Genomic DNA, 15,097 nt, shown 5'->3' on the forward strand with positions numbered 1-15,097 from the left:
CCGCAGGCATGCTAATGCCGCCTCTGTTTGTCAATCCTGCAGCACGCCGCCAGCGCCTTCCAGTGCCTCTCGGGTGTCGACATCGACGGACGCGCCTTCGCCGATCTCGACATCGATGACATCGAGCCCTTCGGCCTCGACCAGATGGCGAGCGCCGGTGTCGCCTTCGAGATGGGCGATTGCGGCGAATAACGAGCGCGGCAAAAGCACCGGGTTGCCGCGTTTGCCTTGGTGCGTGGCACGGACCACCGAGTTGCCGCCGGCCCTGCGGAAGGCATCGATAAGCCTGTCGAGATCGTCGGATGCGACACCCGGCATGTCCCCCAGAACGATCATCGCACCAGCGGCGTCTTCGGGCAGATAGGCAGTGCCGGCCTTAAGCGAGGTCGACAGGCCATCGGCAAAATCGGGATTGTCGGCGAAGGTGACGTCGAGGCCCGACAATGCCGCGCGCACCCGCTCGCGCTGATGACCGGTGACGACGATCGTGCCCGAAGCCTTCGAGGCGAGCGCGCGTTCGGCGGTGCGGCGCACCAGCGGCTGGCCGTCGAACAGCGCCATCAGCTTGTTCGGCCCGCCCATGCGGCTCGACCGGCCTGCCGCCAGAAGCACGATCCCGACCTTGAGCCGACTTTTGGCCGGCAGCGGCTCGCGCGGCTGCGGCCGCGTCGGTATCTCCATCAGCAGGCCGCCGACGCCCATGCCGGCAATGTCGCGCGCGGTGACGTCCAGGCCGGCAATCAACCGGTCGAGCACCCAGTCGAAGCCGTTCTCCTTGGGGCTGCGGGCGCAGCCAGGCGCGCCGATGATGCGCTTGCCGCCGAGTGTGCCTAGCACCAGCAGATTGCCGGGATCGACCGGCATGCCCGCGCGGATGATGGTACCGCCCGCCCTCTCGATCGCCGCCGGAACGACGTCGGCGAAATCGCTCATGGCGGAAGCCCCGAAGATCACCACCATGTCGTTGTCGCGCGCAAGCGCGATGGCGGCCTCTGCGACAGGGGCGATCTCATGCGGCGTACGGCGCTCCGCCGTCAGCCTGCCGCCGGAGCGCGCCAGCCGGGCTTCGGTGACGCGCAGCGTCTTGTCGAGCACGGTTGGTTTGGTGCCCGGCAGCACCGTCTGGATGACGCCGACACGCATCGGCCGATAGGCGTTGACGGCAAAAATTTCGCCGCTGGCGCAGATTTCCGTCACGGCGGCCACCAACGAGGAAGAGACCGCGAAGGGAATGATCTTCACCGTCGCGACCATCTGGCCCTTTTCGACCGGCGCGTGCTGGGCCAGCGTCGCGATGGTGATGGCGGGATCGACGGCATTGATGGCCTCGATGACAGCGGCATTGACGGTGAAGATGCCAGCCGCCTTGGCGTGGAGATTGACCCGGCCGGTGGCGGCGGGCTTCGCCTCGATGCCGCCTAGGGTCATGCTTTCGGCAATTTTTTGCGCCGCGGCGTCCTCGCCGAGATCGTCCGGCGCCAGCACGGCCGCAACGACCTGCGAAACACCTGCCCTCTTGAGCGTTGAGACATCTTCGGCGCTCAGCCTGTGCGCCTTGCGAAATCGCTTTTCGCCGGCCGCGGTCGCATGCGCCAGCACCGCCCCTTCGGCCGCGTCGATCGGGATCGGACCGAATTTCACGCCGCCGCGCCCTTCGCATCGAGGCCGCGCGAGCGGAAGGCAAGAATGGTCTGCGCGAGAATGGCGACGGCGATCTCGGCGGGGCTTGCCGCCCCGATGTCCAGCCCGATCGGCGCGTGGATACGCGCGATCTGGTCCGCACTCGCGCCCAGCGCCAGCAGGCGCTCGACGCGCCTGGCATGCGTCTTTCGGCTGCCGAGCGCTCCGACATAGAAACAGTTGGCGTCGAGTGCCGCCTTCAGCGCGAAATCGTCGATCTTCGGGTCATGGGTGACGGCGGCGAGCGCGGTGTAAGCGTCGAGCGGCTGGCGTTCCAACACATCCTGCGGCCAGTCGGCATGCAAGGCGACATCGGGAAAGCGGTCCGATGTGGCAAAGGCGGTGCGCGGATCGATGATCTCCAAGGGATAGCCTGCGATCCGGGCCATCGGCGCGAGCGCCTGACTGATATGCACGGCGCCGATCACCACCAGACGCGGCCGCGGCAGATGCGCATTGAGGAAGAAGGTCCGCCCTTCCGCCTCGACGGACCCCGAATTGCCGGATCGAAACGCCTTGGCGATCGCCGCACCGAGATCGCCGGCGACCTGATCACCCTCCCGCACGATACGATCGCGACCATCACCGAGATCAGTGACGAGGATCGCCGCGCGGCGGGCGCGCCGCTCGGCATTGAGCGTCTTCAGCGCATAAGGATCCATCGGAGGTCAGCCCAATCGCTCAACATAAACCTTGATGCGGCCGCCGCAGGACAGGCCGACTTGCCAGGCGGTCTCATCGGCAACACCGAACTCCAGCATCCTGGCTTTGCCGGAGCCGATGACGTCGACCGCCTCGGTCACGACAGCGCCCTCGACGCAACCGCCCGAAACAGAGCCGTGGAAATTGCCATCGGCATCGATGACAAGGTGGCTGCCGACCGGGCGCGGCGCCGAACCCCAGGTCTCGACAACGGTCGCGACCGCGACATCCTTGCCGTCCTTCATCCAGGCTTCCGCGATGATCAGCGGGTCGCGGGCCTCATCGAGATAAAGACTGTCACTCATCGTTGCTTCTCTCAGGGTCTGTTTTTTCCAAAAGCCGGAAATATATGGCTATGCGGCGTGCCTTGCGCCAGCTTCCATCCACCGCCGTGGATCGACGGAAAGGACCGATTTCTTGTCCAGCGAGGTGCAGAGATCGGCGAGCGCGTCGAGATTGTGCACCGAGCGGAATTCGTCGACATGCGGCAGCATCGCCTTGACGCCGCGGGCGCGCGCCTGAAAACCATCGAAGCGCAACAACGGATTGAGCCAGATCAGCCGCCGGCAGGATTTGTGCAGCCGTTCCATTTCTTCCGCCAAGCCCCCTATATCGTCGCGCTCCAGCCCGTCGGTGATCAGAAGCACCACCGCGCCCTGTCCCAGCACACGTCGCGACCATACAAGGTTGAACTCGGCTAGCGTATCGCCGATGCGCGTGCCACCCGACCAGTCCTTGACCGCCGCCGAGCAATCGGCAAGGGCGGCATCGGGATCGCGGTGGCGCATCTGCCGGGTCAGGTTGGTCAGCCGCGTGCCGAAGACGAAAGTGTGCACGCGCCGACGCTTTTCCGTCAGCGCATGCAGGAAATGCAGGAAGATGCGCGTGTATTGGCTCATCGAACCGGAAATATCGGCCAGCACCACCAGGGGCGGATGAACTTCGCGGACCGAGCGGAATTTCGGCAGGATCAATTCACCGCCGGTGCGCGCCGCCGAGCGCATCATGGCACGTGGATCGATGCGGCGGCCATGCGCATCGGCCTTGAAGCGTCTGGTCCGCACCATGTCGACAGGCAGCCGCAACGCCGCGATCGCCTTCCGGGCGTCAGCCATCTCGACTGCGTTCATCTGCGCGAAATCCTTGCCCCGCAACAGCTCGTTGCCGGAAAAGGTGAAGCGGGCGTCGACCTCGATCTCAGGGACTTCCTGAGGCGTCTGGTTTTTCCGATGACCCTCGAACATCGCCTGGCTGACGCGATTTTCAGCCGCGCGCGGTTTCTGCTTCTGCCTGACGTCAGGCGCCACCGGCGAAAACATCGCCAGCAGCTTCTCGATCAATTCGCGCGATTTCCAGAACAGTCGGAAAGCTTCGTCGAAGGTGGCATGATCCTCATGCCGCGAGACCAGAACGGCGTGCAGGGTCCAGTAAAAGTCATCACGCGAGCCGATGCCGGCGACGAGCACCGCCTCGATCGCGTCCTTGACCGAAGCGGGCCCGACCCGCATGCCGGCCTTGCGCAAGGTGCGGGCGAAATAGACGATGTTGTCTGCGATCCGGCCGTCCGCCGTCGCCTCTCCAGGGTCGGGTCGGGACGCCTTCACCACCCTACTCCGCCGCCGCGAGCTCGGCCTTGACCTCATCGAGGATGCGCCGGCCCTCGCCCGCGCCGATGCGGGCAATGTCGTCCTGGTATTTCAGCAGCACCCCGACCGTGTCGGACACCGTCTCCGGATCGAGCGCCACCTTGTCGAGTTCGGTCAGCGCGCCGGCCCAGTCGATGGTTTCGGCGACGCCCGGCACCTTGAACAGCTCGATCTGGCGCAGCTTCTGGATGAAGGACACCACTTCGGCCGAAAGCCGCTGGTTGGCCCGAGGCACCTTGCGGCGCACGATCTCCAGTTCGCGCTCGGCACTGGGATAGTCGACCCAGTGATAAAGGCAGCGCCGCTTCAGCGCATCGTGGATTTCGCGGGTGCGGTTGGTGGTGATGATGACGATCGGCGGCTCTTCCGCCTTGATCGTGCCGAGTTCAGGCACAGTCACCTGGAAGTCGGAGAGGATTTCGAGCAGGAAGGCTTCGAAGGCTTCATCGGTGCGGTCGAGTTCGTCGATCAGGAAAACCGGGGCTGCGCCCGTCTTGCCGGTCAGCGCATCGAGCACCGGCCGGCGGATCAGGTACTTTTCGGAGAAAACGTTACGCTCCATGGCGGAGCGGTCGACCTTGCCGGCGGTCTCCTCCATGCGGATTTCGATCATCTGCGCGGCGTAATTCCACTCATAAACGGCCGAGGAGACGTCGAGCCCCTCATAACACTGCAGGCGGATCAGCCGGCGGCCAAGCGCCTCGGCCAACACCTTGGCGATCTCGGTCTTGCCGACGCCGGCCTCGCCTTCGAGGAAAAGCGGCCGCCTCATGCGCAGAGACAGGAAAAGCACCGTTGCCAGCGACCGGTCCGCGACATAGTCCGCGCCGGTCAGGAGATCGAGCGTTTCGTCGATCGTCCGCGGCACGGGGCGCGGTTTCAAGTCGCTCATTCCTTCTCCGCGGGTGCGGCGGCCCCACTTTCCAGGACGTGGTAGCCGCGGGCGTGATAGATCAGCGGCCGCAAATTATCGCCCATACGCAGACCTGTCACCTTGCCAAAAAGCACACGATGGGTGGCCAGGTCCTTGGTGTCGATCAGTTCACAGTCGAACACGGCTAGCGCGCCCTTCAGCGTCGGCGCGCCGGTGGAAATCACATCCCATTCGCCGAGCGCGAAGCGCTCTTCGACCGGCAGGCCAGTCATGCCGGAAAATCCAATCGACAGCGGCTCCTGGTGCGAAGCCAGCGTGTTCAGGGCAAATTTGCCGTTCTTCACGAACAGCTCATTCTTGGCATTTTCACGATTGAGGCAGACCAGGATGGTCGGCGGCGTATCCGACACAGAACATGCCGCGATCACCGTCGTCCCCCGCTTTCCGGCGGGTCCGTCGGTGGTCACCACATGGACATGACCGGCAAAATGACTCATCGCGTCGCGATAGGCCTGCGGTCCAATATCGTTCTTCTTCAGCACTGGAAGATTCCATGGCCATTGTTCACCTGACATATATGGCCAGACATCACATGCCACAAGCGAAGTGCTTGGCCCATATCCCGAATTCGCGTGTTGCACCAAGGCCGGGCAGCCTTTAGGTCTTGGCGGGAATTTGACGCCTGCGCGACGTGCGGGCTTGGAGGAATTCTTCGGCAGCATGCGATCCGGGGCAACCACAACCGCAGCGCTGGCCTGGCTGTTCATGGCCGGCGCCGCCAGCGCACAGACGCTCACGATTGGTGTCGCAGCACCCCTGTCGGGACCATCGGCCATCCTCGGCAGGCAGATCGAGGCTGGCGCCGGGCTCGCGGCAGAGGTGGACGGCATCCAACTCAAGACTGTTGATGACGCCTGCACCGGCGATGGCGGCGCCGCGGCGGCCAGGGAATTCGTGGCAGCCAAGGTCAATGTCGTGATCGGCTTCCTCTGCACGGAGGCGATCGAGGCGGCGATGCCTGTCCTTAAGGACGCCAATATTCCTGTCATCACCGTTGGTGTGCGAACCGAAAGCCTGACCGACCGCCGCGCCAAGACCGGCTGGCCGGTTTATCGCCTCAGCCCGCGCGGCGACGACGAGCGCAACGCCGTTGCCGCTAACCTCACCCGGCTATGGCGGAACGAGCTGTTCGCGATCATCGACGACGGCACCATCTATGGCCGTGAGATGGCGGAGACATTTCGTGCTGCTGCCGAGCAGGCGGCACTGAAACCGGTCTTCGTCGACACGTTCCGGCCGCAGCTCGACAACCAGATCGGCCTGGTGGGACGGCTGAAAAAGGCCGGCGCCACGCATGTCTTTGCCGGCGGCGACGGCGACGACATCGCCATTATGGGGCGCGATGCCGCCCAGCTCCAGACGGGCATCGTCCTTGCCGGCGGCGAAAACCTGCGCACGCCGCCCGGCGACGTGCCTTACGCGACCGGCACGCTGATGATCGCGCCACCCGAATGGGCCGATGTCGCGGATCCCAAAGTGCTGGAAAGCTTCTCCGCGCACAAGATCGTGCCGGACGGCTACGCCCTCCCGGCTTATGCTGCGGTCGAGATCGCCAAGGCCGCATCGTCGGACGCAGCAGGCTCCGGCGGGCCGCTGGCCGAGGCACTCACCGGGCATGATTTCACCACGGCGATCGGACCGGTCCGCTTCGACGACAAGGGCGACCTCAGCCAGAGCCTCTACCGTGTCTTCCGCTTCGACGGCACCCGCTTCGTGCCCTTGGAAAACAACTGATGTTCCGCACCGGTCCACGCAATCTCATCACCGATGTCATGGGCCTGCGCGTTGGCAATGCTTCCGACGCCAGGCTGAAGTCCGGCGTGACGACCGTCCTTTGCGACGAGCCGGCGGTCGCGGGAGTCCAGATTCTTGGCGGTGCGCCTGGCACCCGCGAGACGGATCTGCTGGAACCGCACAATTTGGTGGAGACGATCCATGCCGTGGTGCTGTCGGGCGGTTCTGCTTTCGGGCTCGATGCTGCCTCCGGCGTGCAGGCCGCACTGCGCGAACGCGGCATCGGCTTCGAGGTTGGCGGCTTCCGCGTACCGATCGTGCCGGCGGCGATCCTCTTCGACCTGCGCAATGGCGGCGACAAGGACTGGGGCCGCTATCCCCCCTATCGCGACCTCGGCTACGAGTCGGTGCAGACTGCCGCTGTCGATTTCCAATTTGGCACGGCGGGCGCCGGAACCGGTGCACTGACGTCGGGGCTGAAGGGTGGCCTGGGTTCCGCCTCGACACTGCTGGACAATGGGATCACCATCGGCGCGCTGGCCGCCGTCAACCCGACCGGCTCGGTGACCGTCGGCCGCACCCGCCATTTCTGGGCGGCACCCTTCGAAATCGGCGATGAATTCGGCGGGCTTGGTTATCCCTCGCCCATGCCCGAGGACGCGAAGCGGATTTTGCTGAAATACCGGGACAAGGATCACGAACGGCAGATGGACAGCGGCGGCAACACGACCATCGCGGCCATTGCCACGGACGCGGTTCTCACCAAGGCCGCCGCCAAACGCCTGGCAATTTCGGCGCATGACGGCTTCGTACGCGCCATCTGGCCGACCCATACGCCGGCCGACGGCGACCTGGTGTTCGCGCTGGCCACCGGCAAGAGCGGGGTCGAACTGACCGCCGACGCGGCAATCGACCTCTACGCCGCCGCCGGCGCCACTATGGCGCGCGCCATCAGCCGTGGCGTGTTTGCCGCGACGCCAGCCGACAACGACCTGTTTCCCGTCTGGTCGTCACGTCACTAGGCTGGCTAAAGCCGTCGATCAAACCGGATCGGATTTTTCTTCCTCGAACGTCACCGCGACGTCGGAATTCGCGGACAGCCACACCTTCTTGCCATCGACCTCGGCAACCAGGGCCAGGGAAATATAGTGGTGATGGCCCTTGTGAGCCCCCTCGCCACTGTCGGCCTTGGTCAGCTTGATGCGCTGACCATCGACCTTGTCGACGGTGCCGATATGCACGCCGTCGGCGCCGACGACTTCCATGTGCTCACGAATTTTGCTGGTGTCGGTCATGTTAGCTTCTCCATTGGGGTGGGTTTCCCTTGGGACTGCCGACAATAACAAATGACGAGCGGTTTGGATGCATCGGCCTTGGTCCGCACGACGTTTTGATCTCGTCGTGCTAGGGATGAAGCGATCAGGCCGAAGGAGCGATGACAATGCGGACGCTTTTCCTGTTTGCCGTTTGCCTGGCCACGCAGTTCGCGGCGTCGATTGCCCAGGCCGGCGATGTCGCGGAGCTCGAAATCCTGGGCTTCACCCGGGATGGCGGCGTGTTCGCCTTCGAGGAGTACGGCATCCAGGACGGGTCGGGCTTTCCCTATGCCAACCGGTATTACATCGACACGAGCAACGACAGCTTTCTCAAGGGCACGCCGGTCAGGGTCCGGCTCGACGACGAGAAGGCAACGCTCGACGCTGCCCGCCTTCAGGCCCGGCAAAAGGGCGAGGCCATTGTCAGCCAGGCCGAGCTGAGTGCCAACCGCGGCATCACCGCCGGCTCCAACCCGGTGACCGAGCTTTCGGCCGATCCACATCGCATAGTGGTCAATCCGCGACCGATCTTTTCCCCTGTCGACCAGCCGCTCGAGTTCCGGCTCGACGAGATCGGCATGAATGACACCGAAGGTTGCGCCAGCCAGGGCGAGATCAATGGCTTCCGGCTGCTGCGTATCGAGGCGCGGGATGGCGGCACCACGAAATTGCTGCACGAGGACAAAGCGATCCCCAAGAGCCGGGGCTGCCCGAACGGCTACCGCATCGGCGCGGTGCAGACGTTCTCGATGGACAGCCTCAGCGCTTATGCGGTGCTGATCGCGGTGCGCCAGTATGGCTTCGAAGGGCCGGACTTTCGCTGGATCGCCGTGACCGGCCGCCTGTGACAGAGCTTGCCCAACCCGTCAGGCGCAATCGCGCCCTGCACCACCTTCGCGGCGCCATGCCGACACTGCGTGCAGCGCTTCTCGGTGCGCTGCTGTGGGCCGCCATGATGGGCGCCAGCGCACTCGTCAACCTGTTGCTGGACAATTGGGTGACGCCAGGCAAGATCCGCACCGTGTCCCTGCTGTTTGCCGTCGGCGGCGGCCTAGCCTTTCCCGTTGGCCTGTTTGCCGCACGGCTGGTTTCGCTCGAAAGGGGCCGGGAGGTCGCCTTCGCGGCAACATTCGTAGGGCTTGCGGCCGCAACGATCGGCCTCACCGCCCTGCTGTATGCCCTGCAATACCGCTCCTACTATGCCGAATGGCATGCGCCCGTATTCACCTTCACCTGGGGCTTTCAGCTCGCCTTCACGATGGCGGTGGCGTCCTACCAGTTCGTGGTGCTGGGCATCCGGCTCTATTTCCCGCTTGGTTTCGTCGCCTTGTTCGCCGTCAGCCTCTGGTTTGCACGGCAGCAGCGTTGAGCATTTGGTCCGCCTCTGTTAGGACGCGGACAAATCCCTCCGACACATCAGGAATGACCGATGATCTCTCGCTATTCCCGGCCGGAAATGGTCGCCATCTGGTCGCCCGAAACCCGGTTTCGCATCTGGTTCGAAATCGAGGCCCATGCCTGCGACGCGCTGGCCGAACTGGGGGTCATCCCCAAGGAAGCGGCAAAAACGATCTGGGAAAAGGGAAGCGCGGCCGAATTCGACGTCGAGAAGATCGACGCGATCGAGCGCGTCACCAAGCATGACGTTATCGCCTTCCTTACCCATCTTGCCGAATTCGTCGGGCCCGATGCGCGCTTCATCCATCAGGGCATGACGTCTTCGGACGTGCTCGACACCTGCTTTGCGGTGCAACTCACCCGCGCCAGCGACATTCTGCTGGCCGACATCGATACGTTGCTTGCAGCGCTCAAGCGCCGCGCGTTCGAGCACAAGGACACCGTCACCATCGGCCGCAGCCACGGCATCCATGCCGAGCCGACGACCTTCGGCATCAAGCTGGCGCAGGCCTATGCCGAATTCTCGCGCTGCCGCGAGCGGCTGGTGCACGCGCGCGAAGACATTGCCACCTGTGCGATTTCGGGCGCGGTCGGCACCTTCGCCAACATCGAGCCCTATGTCGAGGAACATGTGGCGGCAAAGCTCGGACTGAAGCCGGAACCGGTGTCGACGCAGGTGATTCCGCGCGACCGCCACGCCATGTTCTTCGCGACCCTCGGCGTTATCGCCTCCTCGATCGAGCGGCTGGCGATCGAGGTCCGGCATCTGCAGCGCACCGAAGTGCTGGAAGCGGAAGAGTATTTTTCGCCGGGCCAGAAAGGCTCGTCGGCGATGCCGCACAAGCGCAACCCGGTGCTGACCGAAAACCTCACCGGCCTTGCCCGCATGGTGCGTTCCATGGCGCTGCCGGCGATGGAGAACGTGGCGCTCTGGCATGAGCGCGACATCTCGCACTCCTCGGTCGAGCGCATGATCGGCCCGGACGCCACCGTGACGCTCGATTTCGCGCTGTCACGCCTGACCAGCGTCGTCGACAAGCTGGTCGTCTATCCCGACAACATGCTGAACAACATGAACAAGTTTCGCGGCCTTGTGCATTCGCAACGCGTCATGCTGGCGCTAACGCAGGCCGGCCTGTCACGCGAAGATTCCTACCGGTTGGTGCAGCGCAACGCCATGAAGGTGTGGGAACAAGGCGCTGATTTTCTTGAGGAACTTCTGGCCGACAAGGAAGTGACAGCCGCACTGCCGGAGGCGCAAATCCGCGAGAAATTCGACCTAGGCTACCACACCAAGCACGTCGACACGATCTTCAAGCGGGTTTTCGGAGGGGCATGAGCTTTCCTTCCCCCGTTTACGGGGAGAAAAAAGCCGTGGTGACGTCCAGTCAAGCCTTACCTGGCACGGTCCTGATCACCGTGCCCCAAGGATCCTCACGGGTCGTTTCGCTGCTCACATTGTCCGAACGCATCTCGACCCAGGCAAGGCCCGAGCGGGAGGGGTCGCGGCGGCCGGCGCCGGCGCTTTGCCAGGCATTGGCGCCGATGTGGTGGTGATAATGCCCCGACGACAGGAACACCGCCTGGCCGCCATATTTGGCGACCGTGTCGAAGCCGAATTCCTGGTTCCACCAGGCTTCGGCCTCTTCCGGTCTGCCGACGCGCAGGTGGACATGGCCGACAATGCTGTTTTCCGGCGCGCCTTGCCATCCCGCATCGCCGGCCGGCACTTCGGCAACGACAGACGGAATGTTCATCCGCTCGGTCGCCATGGCGATCTTGTCGCCGTTCCATTTCCAATCCTGCGGGCGGCGGTCGGCATAGATTTCGATGCCGTTGCCCTCGGGATCGGTCAGGTAGAGCGCTTCGCTGACCAGATGGTCCGAAGCGCCCTCGATAGCGATCTTGTCTGAGATGGCGTGGTTGATCCAGCGTCCGAGATCGGCACGGCTGGGCAGCAGGAAAGCCGTATGGAACAGGCCGGCGCTGCGCGGATCGTCCGGTTTGGCAGAGCTGTCCGGCTCAAGCACCAGCAGCGGACGGCTGCCGGCACCGAGCGTGATCGCGCCGTCGGCGCGGCTCAATTCCTGCAGTCCGACGACTTTGCGATAATAGGCGGCAAGACTTTCGGCATCACGCGCCTTCAGGCCGACGCGGGCGACGCTCACCGGCGTGGTGGCGGCAAATGGCAATTCGCTCATCATTGTCTCCGTTGCGGCGACGTCTCGCGAAGCTCCCAAAGCGAGGAGTCCGGCGGCGCCGATCACTCTACGTCGTGTCAGCGCCAAAATCCCGGTCCTCCACGGCTGTTTCTCTCCCGACAGAGATCGTCGATCTTCATCGTTCACACAAGACAGCGAAAAGCGAACATGGTGTTCACCGTTGCGACCGGAAGCCTGCCCATCAACGGTTGCATGAGGCAATCGCGCTCGCTATCTGAGCGCCATGAAAGTCAAGGACGCAGATATTCTGATCATTCCCGGATACACCAATTCGGGGCCTGAGCATTGGCAGACCCGCTGGCAATCGAAACTGTCCACGGCGCGCCGCGTCGAGCAAGCGGAATGGTCGAAGCCGGTGCGCGAGGACTGGACGGCAAGTGTGGCCAAGGCGGTCAACGAGGCCGAGAGACCTGTCGTTCTCGTCGCTCACTCACTTGGAGTGGCCGCGGCCGTACAAGCCATTCCGCAGTTCCGGAAGCCGATCGCCGGCGCCTTCTTCGTGGCACCGCCGGACGTCGCGAATCCCAAGATCAAGCCAAGACATCTGATGACCTTCGGCCCTTATCCTCGCGAACCGCTGCCGTTTCCCTCCATCGTGATCGCCAGCCGCAACGACCCCTTCTGCCCTTTCGATGTCGCCGAGGACATCGCCGGCGCCTGGGGCTCGCTGTTCATCGATGCCGGAGAAACCGGCCATCTCAGCGAGGATTCAGGCTTTGGCCCCTGGCCCGAGGGATCGATGACCTTCGCCAAGTTCCTGACGGACCTCTGAGGCGCGCCAAAATCAACGCACGATGGCATTCGATCAAACTGCAGGACTCGAATAAATAATAATTTAAGAGGGCCAGCGTTAACTATTCAGAAGCAGTGGAAATTGCTTTCTGGATGATCATCCGTGCTTGAACCGGGCTGCCAATTCTTCGCCCTTGAAACAGAGGTCAATGCTTGCGCAAGGACGCTTCACTCGAATTCTTGAGAGGTGCCGCAGCGCTTATCGTTCTCAATTGGCATATCTTGTGTGCTTTTGCGCCGTCCGCGGCGGGCGAAGAGGAGGCTGCGCAATCGCTCAAGACAAGTCTGGCTTTCATCGCTTTCAATGGCGGCTCTGCCGTCTACTTGTTTTTCGTCCTCTCTTCCTATGTGCTTGTGAAGCGTTATTTCCAGTCCCGCGACGCACAAGACCTTCGGCTGGGTGCGATCAAACGTTTGCCTCGTCTGGCTGGACCCGTGCTTGTTGTGGTTCTATCGTCCTGTGTCATCTTCAAGCTCGATCTGTATTTCTTCGAGGATGCAGCGGCGGTCGCTCAATCTGAGTGGCTCGGCAGATTCGGCAATGCTTCAAAGGTACTGTCGCGGGAGACAGCGAGTTTCTCCGACGCATTCCTGCAAGGAGCGTGGCGGACATTCATTTTCGGCGACAAATATTACGACAGCAGCCTGTGGACCATGACAATCGAGTTCTGGGGCAGCATGCTGACCTTCGCCCTCGCCCCGATCGTCTTTTTCTTCCAAGGCCGCTGGGCGCTATTGTCCTGGCTTTGCATAGCAACAGGCGTATTCTTGGCGGTGCAAGTCAGCTTCTTTTTTTGTGCCTTTCCGGCCAGCCTCCTACTCTATCCGCTTCTCGCCATGGGATTTCGCCCGAATCGATGGGTGAGAGGGGCCATGGGGATTATTTCGCTGGTGCTGCTGGGTTATGCAGGAGATGCTGTCGGAATATACCGGCCCTTCGCCGTGCTCGATATTGCAGCTTCCGATATCGGTTTGCGGCAAGCTTGCGTGGCCATCCCGGCAAGCATCATGCTGGTTTACGCCGTGCTGAGCATGGATGACCCACCGTCATGGCTCTCAGGCAAGGCCGCACGTTTCCTGGGCGACCTGTCTTTCCCGCTCTACCTCGTGCATGTACCCGTTATCTGCTCGTTGGGATCATGGGCGCTGTTGGCAAGCGACTCCGCCGCACTCGGCGCTGCCGCCGCGATATCTGGGTCGATCCTCGCGGCATTGCCGCTGATGGCTTTCAACAACTGGTGGGTCCAGGCGCTCGGCGCTTTGTTCGACAGGATCAGACGCGGCGGATCGGCCGCCACGGCGCTCGCGGTGCAAAGGCCTGAGCAACACGCTGGCGACAGCAGTCCGCTGGTTCAGGATCCGATCGAGTCCCGCATGTCCTTGAGCAAGGTCCTTGCTCCCAATGAAATCAGCGCGTGCTCGGAACCCGTGGCGAGCAGGCGATAGCCCATCGACACGACGCGGCCGGCGATAGCCGGTTCGACGACATAGATCGCCGCATGCTTGCCGGCCTTGCGGGTGCGCTCGGCAACCGAAGCCACCGTCTCCATCATGCTTTCCAGCGTCGAATTGACCGTGGTGCCGTTGGTCCAGGCGATCGAGAAGTCGGACGGCCCGAGGAAAATGCCGTCGATGCCCGGCGTGTCGAGGATGCCGTCGAGCGCATCGAGCGCGGCGCGCGTCTCGACCATGGCAAAAGCCATGGTGCGCTGATTGGTGTCGCGCAGCCATTCGGCATAGTCGCCCTTGCCATGGCGGGGAAAGGCATAGGTCGGACCCCACGAGCGCTCGCCGAGCGGGGGATATTTCATGGCCGCGGCGAACAGCTTTGCATCGGCCACCGAGTTGACCATCGGCGCAATGACCGCCTCGGCGCCGAAATCGAGAGCGCGGCTGGCCATGTCGAAACGGCCAACGGGAATGCGCACCAGCGCCGGCTTGCCCAGGGCCAGCACGGGTGCCAGGCCGCGCAGGACGCTGTCCTCGTGATGGCCGCCATGCTGCATGTCGAGTGTGACGGCATCGAAGTCCTGCCTGGCGAGGATCTCCACGGTCAAGGCGTCCGGCACGCCCGACCAGGCAGTTACCAGCGTTTCATCTGCGGCAAGACGGGACTTCAGGGACATCTAATCTCTTTCCTCGTTACGTCGGCAGTTTCAGCCGGAAACCGCCGCAAAGGCAAAGAAAAACCGCCCGGATCGGCCGGGCGGTCGATTGGGCCAGAAAGCGGCCGGATCAGGTGTTTTTGATTTGCTCGATCGCCTGCGCCATCATTTCGTCCATGGTGCGGCGGATCTGGTGATCGGACTGCTCGACGCCGGCGGCATCGAAATCCTTGCGGATCTTGCGGAACACGTCGTGGTCGCCGGCTTCCTCTATGTCGGAAACAACGACTTCCTTGGCGTAGGCGTCGGCATCGGCACCGGATTTTCCGAGCTTTTCGGCTGCCCACAGACCAAGCGCCTTGTTGCGCCGCGCCGAAGCCTTGAACCGAAGCTCCTCGTCGAATGCGAATTTGCGCTCGAAGCCCTCTTCGCGGTCTTTCATGCTGCTCATGGCGTCCCTCCGGTCAAATCCGATTCGTTGGCAATGGATATGTGTGTTGCCGAAGCACAAACCAAAAGGTCGCGGGCCGGTCAATATGCTTCGTCATATGCTGCGCTGCGGCATTTC

Annotated in this window: 17 protein-coding genes; 7 read left to right on the plus strand and 10 right to left on the minus strand. The window is 63.2% G+C overall.

The genetic code is table 11. The features are described 5' to 3' along the window. Positions 1-30: 30 nt before the first annotated feature. From FJW04_RS25430 to FJW04_RS25455, 6 genes are read right to left on the minus strand one after another with little or no spacing between them, the layout of a single operon-like run. The gene (locus FJW04_RS25430; protein ID WP_140717415.1) at positions 31-1,641 is read right to left on the minus strand and encodes a molybdopterin-binding/glycosyltransferase family 2 protein; all 1,611 of its coding nucleotides are present in this window, start codon (positions 1,639-1,641) and stop codon (positions 31-33) included. Further along, positions 1,638-2,342: an XdhC family protein gene (locus FJW04_RS25435; protein ID WP_140717416.1), complete on the minus strand. Its 705-nt coding sequence runs from the start codon at positions 2,340-2,342 to the stop codon at positions 1,638-1,640. The genes FJW04_RS25430 and FJW04_RS25435 overlap by 4 nt, the downstream gene beginning before the upstream one ends. A 6-nt stretch (positions 2,343-2,348) precedes the next feature. Continuing rightward, complete coding sequence (locus FJW04_RS25440) at positions 2,349-2,687, minus strand: XdhC family protein (protein ID WP_015318120.1); 339 nt, start codon at positions 2,685-2,687, stop codon at positions 2,349-2,351. A 48-nt stretch (positions 2,688-2,735) separates the two neighbouring features. Next, complete coding sequence (locus FJW04_RS25445; RefSeq protein ID WP_181173054.1) at positions 2,736-3,986, minus strand: VWA domain-containing protein; 1,251 nt, start codon at positions 3,984-3,986, stop codon at positions 2,736-2,738. Positions 3,987-3,990: 4 nt separating this feature from the next. Beyond that, entirely contained in the window at positions 3,991-4,920 is a 930-nt protein-coding gene (locus tag FJW04_RS25450; protein ID WP_140717418.1) for a MoxR family ATPase, read from the minus strand. After that, complete coding sequence (locus FJW04_RS25455; protein WP_015318123.1) at positions 4,917-5,444, minus strand: flavin reductase; 528 nt, start codon at positions 5,442-5,444, stop codon at positions 4,917-4,919. The genes FJW04_RS25450 and FJW04_RS25455 overlap by 4 nt, the downstream gene beginning before the upstream one ends. A gap of 178 nt (positions 5,445-5,622) precedes the next feature. Here FJW04_RS25455 and FJW04_RS25460 point away from each other — a divergent pair, with 178 nt between their 5' ends. Both FJW04_RS25460 and FJW04_RS25465 read left to right on the plus strand, forming a co-directional pair. Next, on the plus strand, positions 5,623-6,696 hold the full coding sequence (locus tag FJW04_RS25460) for an ABC transporter substrate-binding protein (protein WP_140717419.1): 1,074 nt from the start codon (positions 5,623-5,625) through the stop codon (positions 6,694-6,696). Continuing rightward, a complete protein-coding gene (locus FJW04_RS25465) occupies positions 6,696-7,718 on the plus strand; it encodes a P1 family peptidase (protein WP_140717420.1) in 1,023 nt (340 codons plus the stop codon). The genes FJW04_RS25460 and FJW04_RS25465 overlap by 1 nt, the downstream gene beginning before the upstream one ends. A gap of 18 nt (positions 7,719-7,736) precedes the next feature. Here the strand turns inward: FJW04_RS25465 and FJW04_RS25470 are convergent, their stop codons facing one another. Continuing rightward, complete coding sequence (locus FJW04_RS25470; protein WP_023773164.1) at positions 7,737-7,991, minus strand: DUF2171 domain-containing protein; 255 nt, start codon at positions 7,989-7,991, stop codon at positions 7,737-7,739. Positions 7,992-8,137: 146 nt separating this feature from the next. Between FJW04_RS25470 and FJW04_RS25475 the strand changes: the two genes are divergently transcribed. The 3 genes from FJW04_RS25475 to purB are packed head-to-tail and all read left to right on the plus strand — an operon-like array spanning position 8,138 to position 10,749. Continuing rightward, a complete protein-coding gene (locus FJW04_RS25475) occupies positions 8,138-8,860 on the plus strand; it encodes a DUF2259 domain-containing protein (RefSeq protein ID WP_140717422.1) in 723 nt (240 codons plus the stop codon). A 56-nt stretch (positions 8,861-8,916) separates the two neighbouring features. Further along, positions 8,917-9,381 carry a hypothetical protein gene (locus FJW04_RS25480; RefSeq protein WP_140717424.1) on the plus strand — a complete coding sequence of 155 codons (465 nt, stop codon included), beginning with the start codon at positions 8,917-8,919 and terminating at the stop codon, positions 9,379-9,381. Positions 9,382-9,441: 60 nt separating this feature from the next. Further along, a complete protein-coding gene (purB, locus tag FJW04_RS25485; RefSeq protein ID WP_140717426.1) occupies positions 9,442-10,749 on the plus strand; it encodes an adenylosuccinate lyase in 1,308 nt (435 codons plus the stop codon). A 49-nt stretch (positions 10,750-10,798) separates the two neighbouring features. On the opposite strand, the gene FJW04_RS25490 is transcribed toward purB, so the two are convergent. Next, positions 10,799-11,611, minus strand: a complete 813-nt coding sequence (locus FJW04_RS25490) for a VOC family protein (protein ID WP_140717428.1) — start codon at positions 11,609-11,611, stop codon at positions 10,799-10,801. A 244-nt stretch (positions 11,612-11,855) separates the two neighbouring features. On the opposite strand from FJW04_RS25490, the gene FJW04_RS25495 reads away from it, so the two are divergent. Continuing rightward, on the plus strand, positions 11,856-12,404 hold the full coding sequence (locus tag FJW04_RS25495) for an alpha/beta hydrolase (RefSeq protein ID WP_140717430.1): 549 nt from the start codon (positions 11,856-11,858) through the stop codon (positions 12,402-12,404). A 173-nt stretch (positions 12,405-12,577) separates the two neighbouring features. Next, positions 12,578-13,870 carry an acyltransferase gene (locus FJW04_RS25500; RefSeq protein ID WP_140717432.1) on the plus strand — a complete coding sequence of 431 codons (1,293 nt, stop codon included), beginning with the start codon at positions 12,578-12,580 and terminating at the stop codon, positions 13,868-13,870. On the opposite strand, the gene FJW04_RS25505 is transcribed toward FJW04_RS25500, so the two are convergent. Together FJW04_RS25505 and FJW04_RS25510 are read right to left on the minus strand one after the other, a co-directional pair. Further along, positions 13,777-14,550, minus strand: coding sequence for an HpcH/HpaI aldolase/citrate lyase family protein (locus FJW04_RS25505; protein WP_140717434.1), 774 nt, complete (start codon positions 14,548-14,550; stop codon positions 13,777-13,779). The two genes, FJW04_RS25500 and FJW04_RS25505, sit on opposite strands and share 94 nt — an antisense overlap. A 109-nt stretch (positions 14,551-14,659) precedes the next feature. Then, on the minus strand, positions 14,660-14,980 hold the full coding sequence (locus FJW04_RS25510; protein WP_015318134.1) for a DUF1476 domain-containing protein: 321 nt from the start codon (positions 14,978-14,980) through the stop codon (positions 14,660-14,662). Between the last annotated feature and the right edge of the window lie 117 nt (positions 14,981-15,097).

The organism is Mesorhizobium sp. B2-7-3, from assembly GCF_006440715.1.
Classification (GTDB): Bacteria; Pseudomonadota; Alphaproteobacteria; order Rhizobiales; family Rhizobiaceae; genus Mesorhizobium; species Mesorhizobium australicum.

Coding starts and splice junctions, on each gene's coding strand:
- FJW04_RS25435 (WP_140717416.1), bottom strand. CDS start 2,342: ATGGATCCTTATGCGCTGAAGACGCTCAATGCCGAGCGGCGCGCCCGC.
- FJW04_RS25440 (WP_015318120.1), bottom strand. CDS start 2,687: ATGAGTGACAGTCTTTATCTCGATGAGGCCCGCGACCCGCTGATCATC.
- FJW04_RS25450 (WP_140717418.1), bottom strand. CDS start 4,920: ATGAGCGACTTGAAACCGCGCCCCGTGCCGCGGACGATCGACGAAACG.
- FJW04_RS25460 (WP_140717419.1), top strand. CDS start 5,623: ATGCGATCCGGGGCAACCACAACCGCAGCGCTGGCCTGGCTGTTCATG.
- FJW04_RS25465 (WP_140717420.1), top strand. CDS start 6,696: ATGTTCCGCACCGGTCCACGCAATCTCATCACCGATGTCATGGGCCTG.
- FJW04_RS25470 (WP_023773164.1), bottom strand. CDS start 7,991: ATGACCGACACCAGCAAAATTCGTGAGCACATGGAAGTCGTCGGCGCC.
- FJW04_RS25475 (WP_140717422.1), top strand. CDS start 8,138: ATGCGGACGCTTTTCCTGTTTGCCGTTTGCCTGGCCACGCAGTTCGCG.
- FJW04_RS25480 (WP_140717424.1), top strand. CDS start 8,917: ATGCCGACACTGCGTGCAGCGCTTCTCGGTGCGCTGCTGTGGGCCGCC.
- purB (WP_140717426.1), top strand. CDS start 9,442: ATGATCTCTCGCTATTCCCGGCCGGAAATGGTCGCCATCTGGTCGCCC.
- FJW04_RS25490 (WP_140717428.1), bottom strand. CDS start 11,611: ATGAGCGAATTGCCATTTGCCGCCACCACGCCGGTGAGCGTCGCCCGC.
- FJW04_RS25495 (WP_140717430.1), top strand. CDS start 11,856: ATGAAAGTCAAGGACGCAGATATTCTGATCATTCCCGGATACACCAAT.
- FJW04_RS25505 (WP_140717434.1), bottom strand. CDS start 14,550: ATGTCCCTGAAGTCCCGTCTTGCCGCAGATGAAACGCTGGTAACTGCC.
- FJW04_RS25510 (WP_015318134.1), bottom strand. CDS start 14,980: ATGAGCAGCATGAAAGACCGCGAAGAGGGCTTCGAGCGCAAATTCGCA.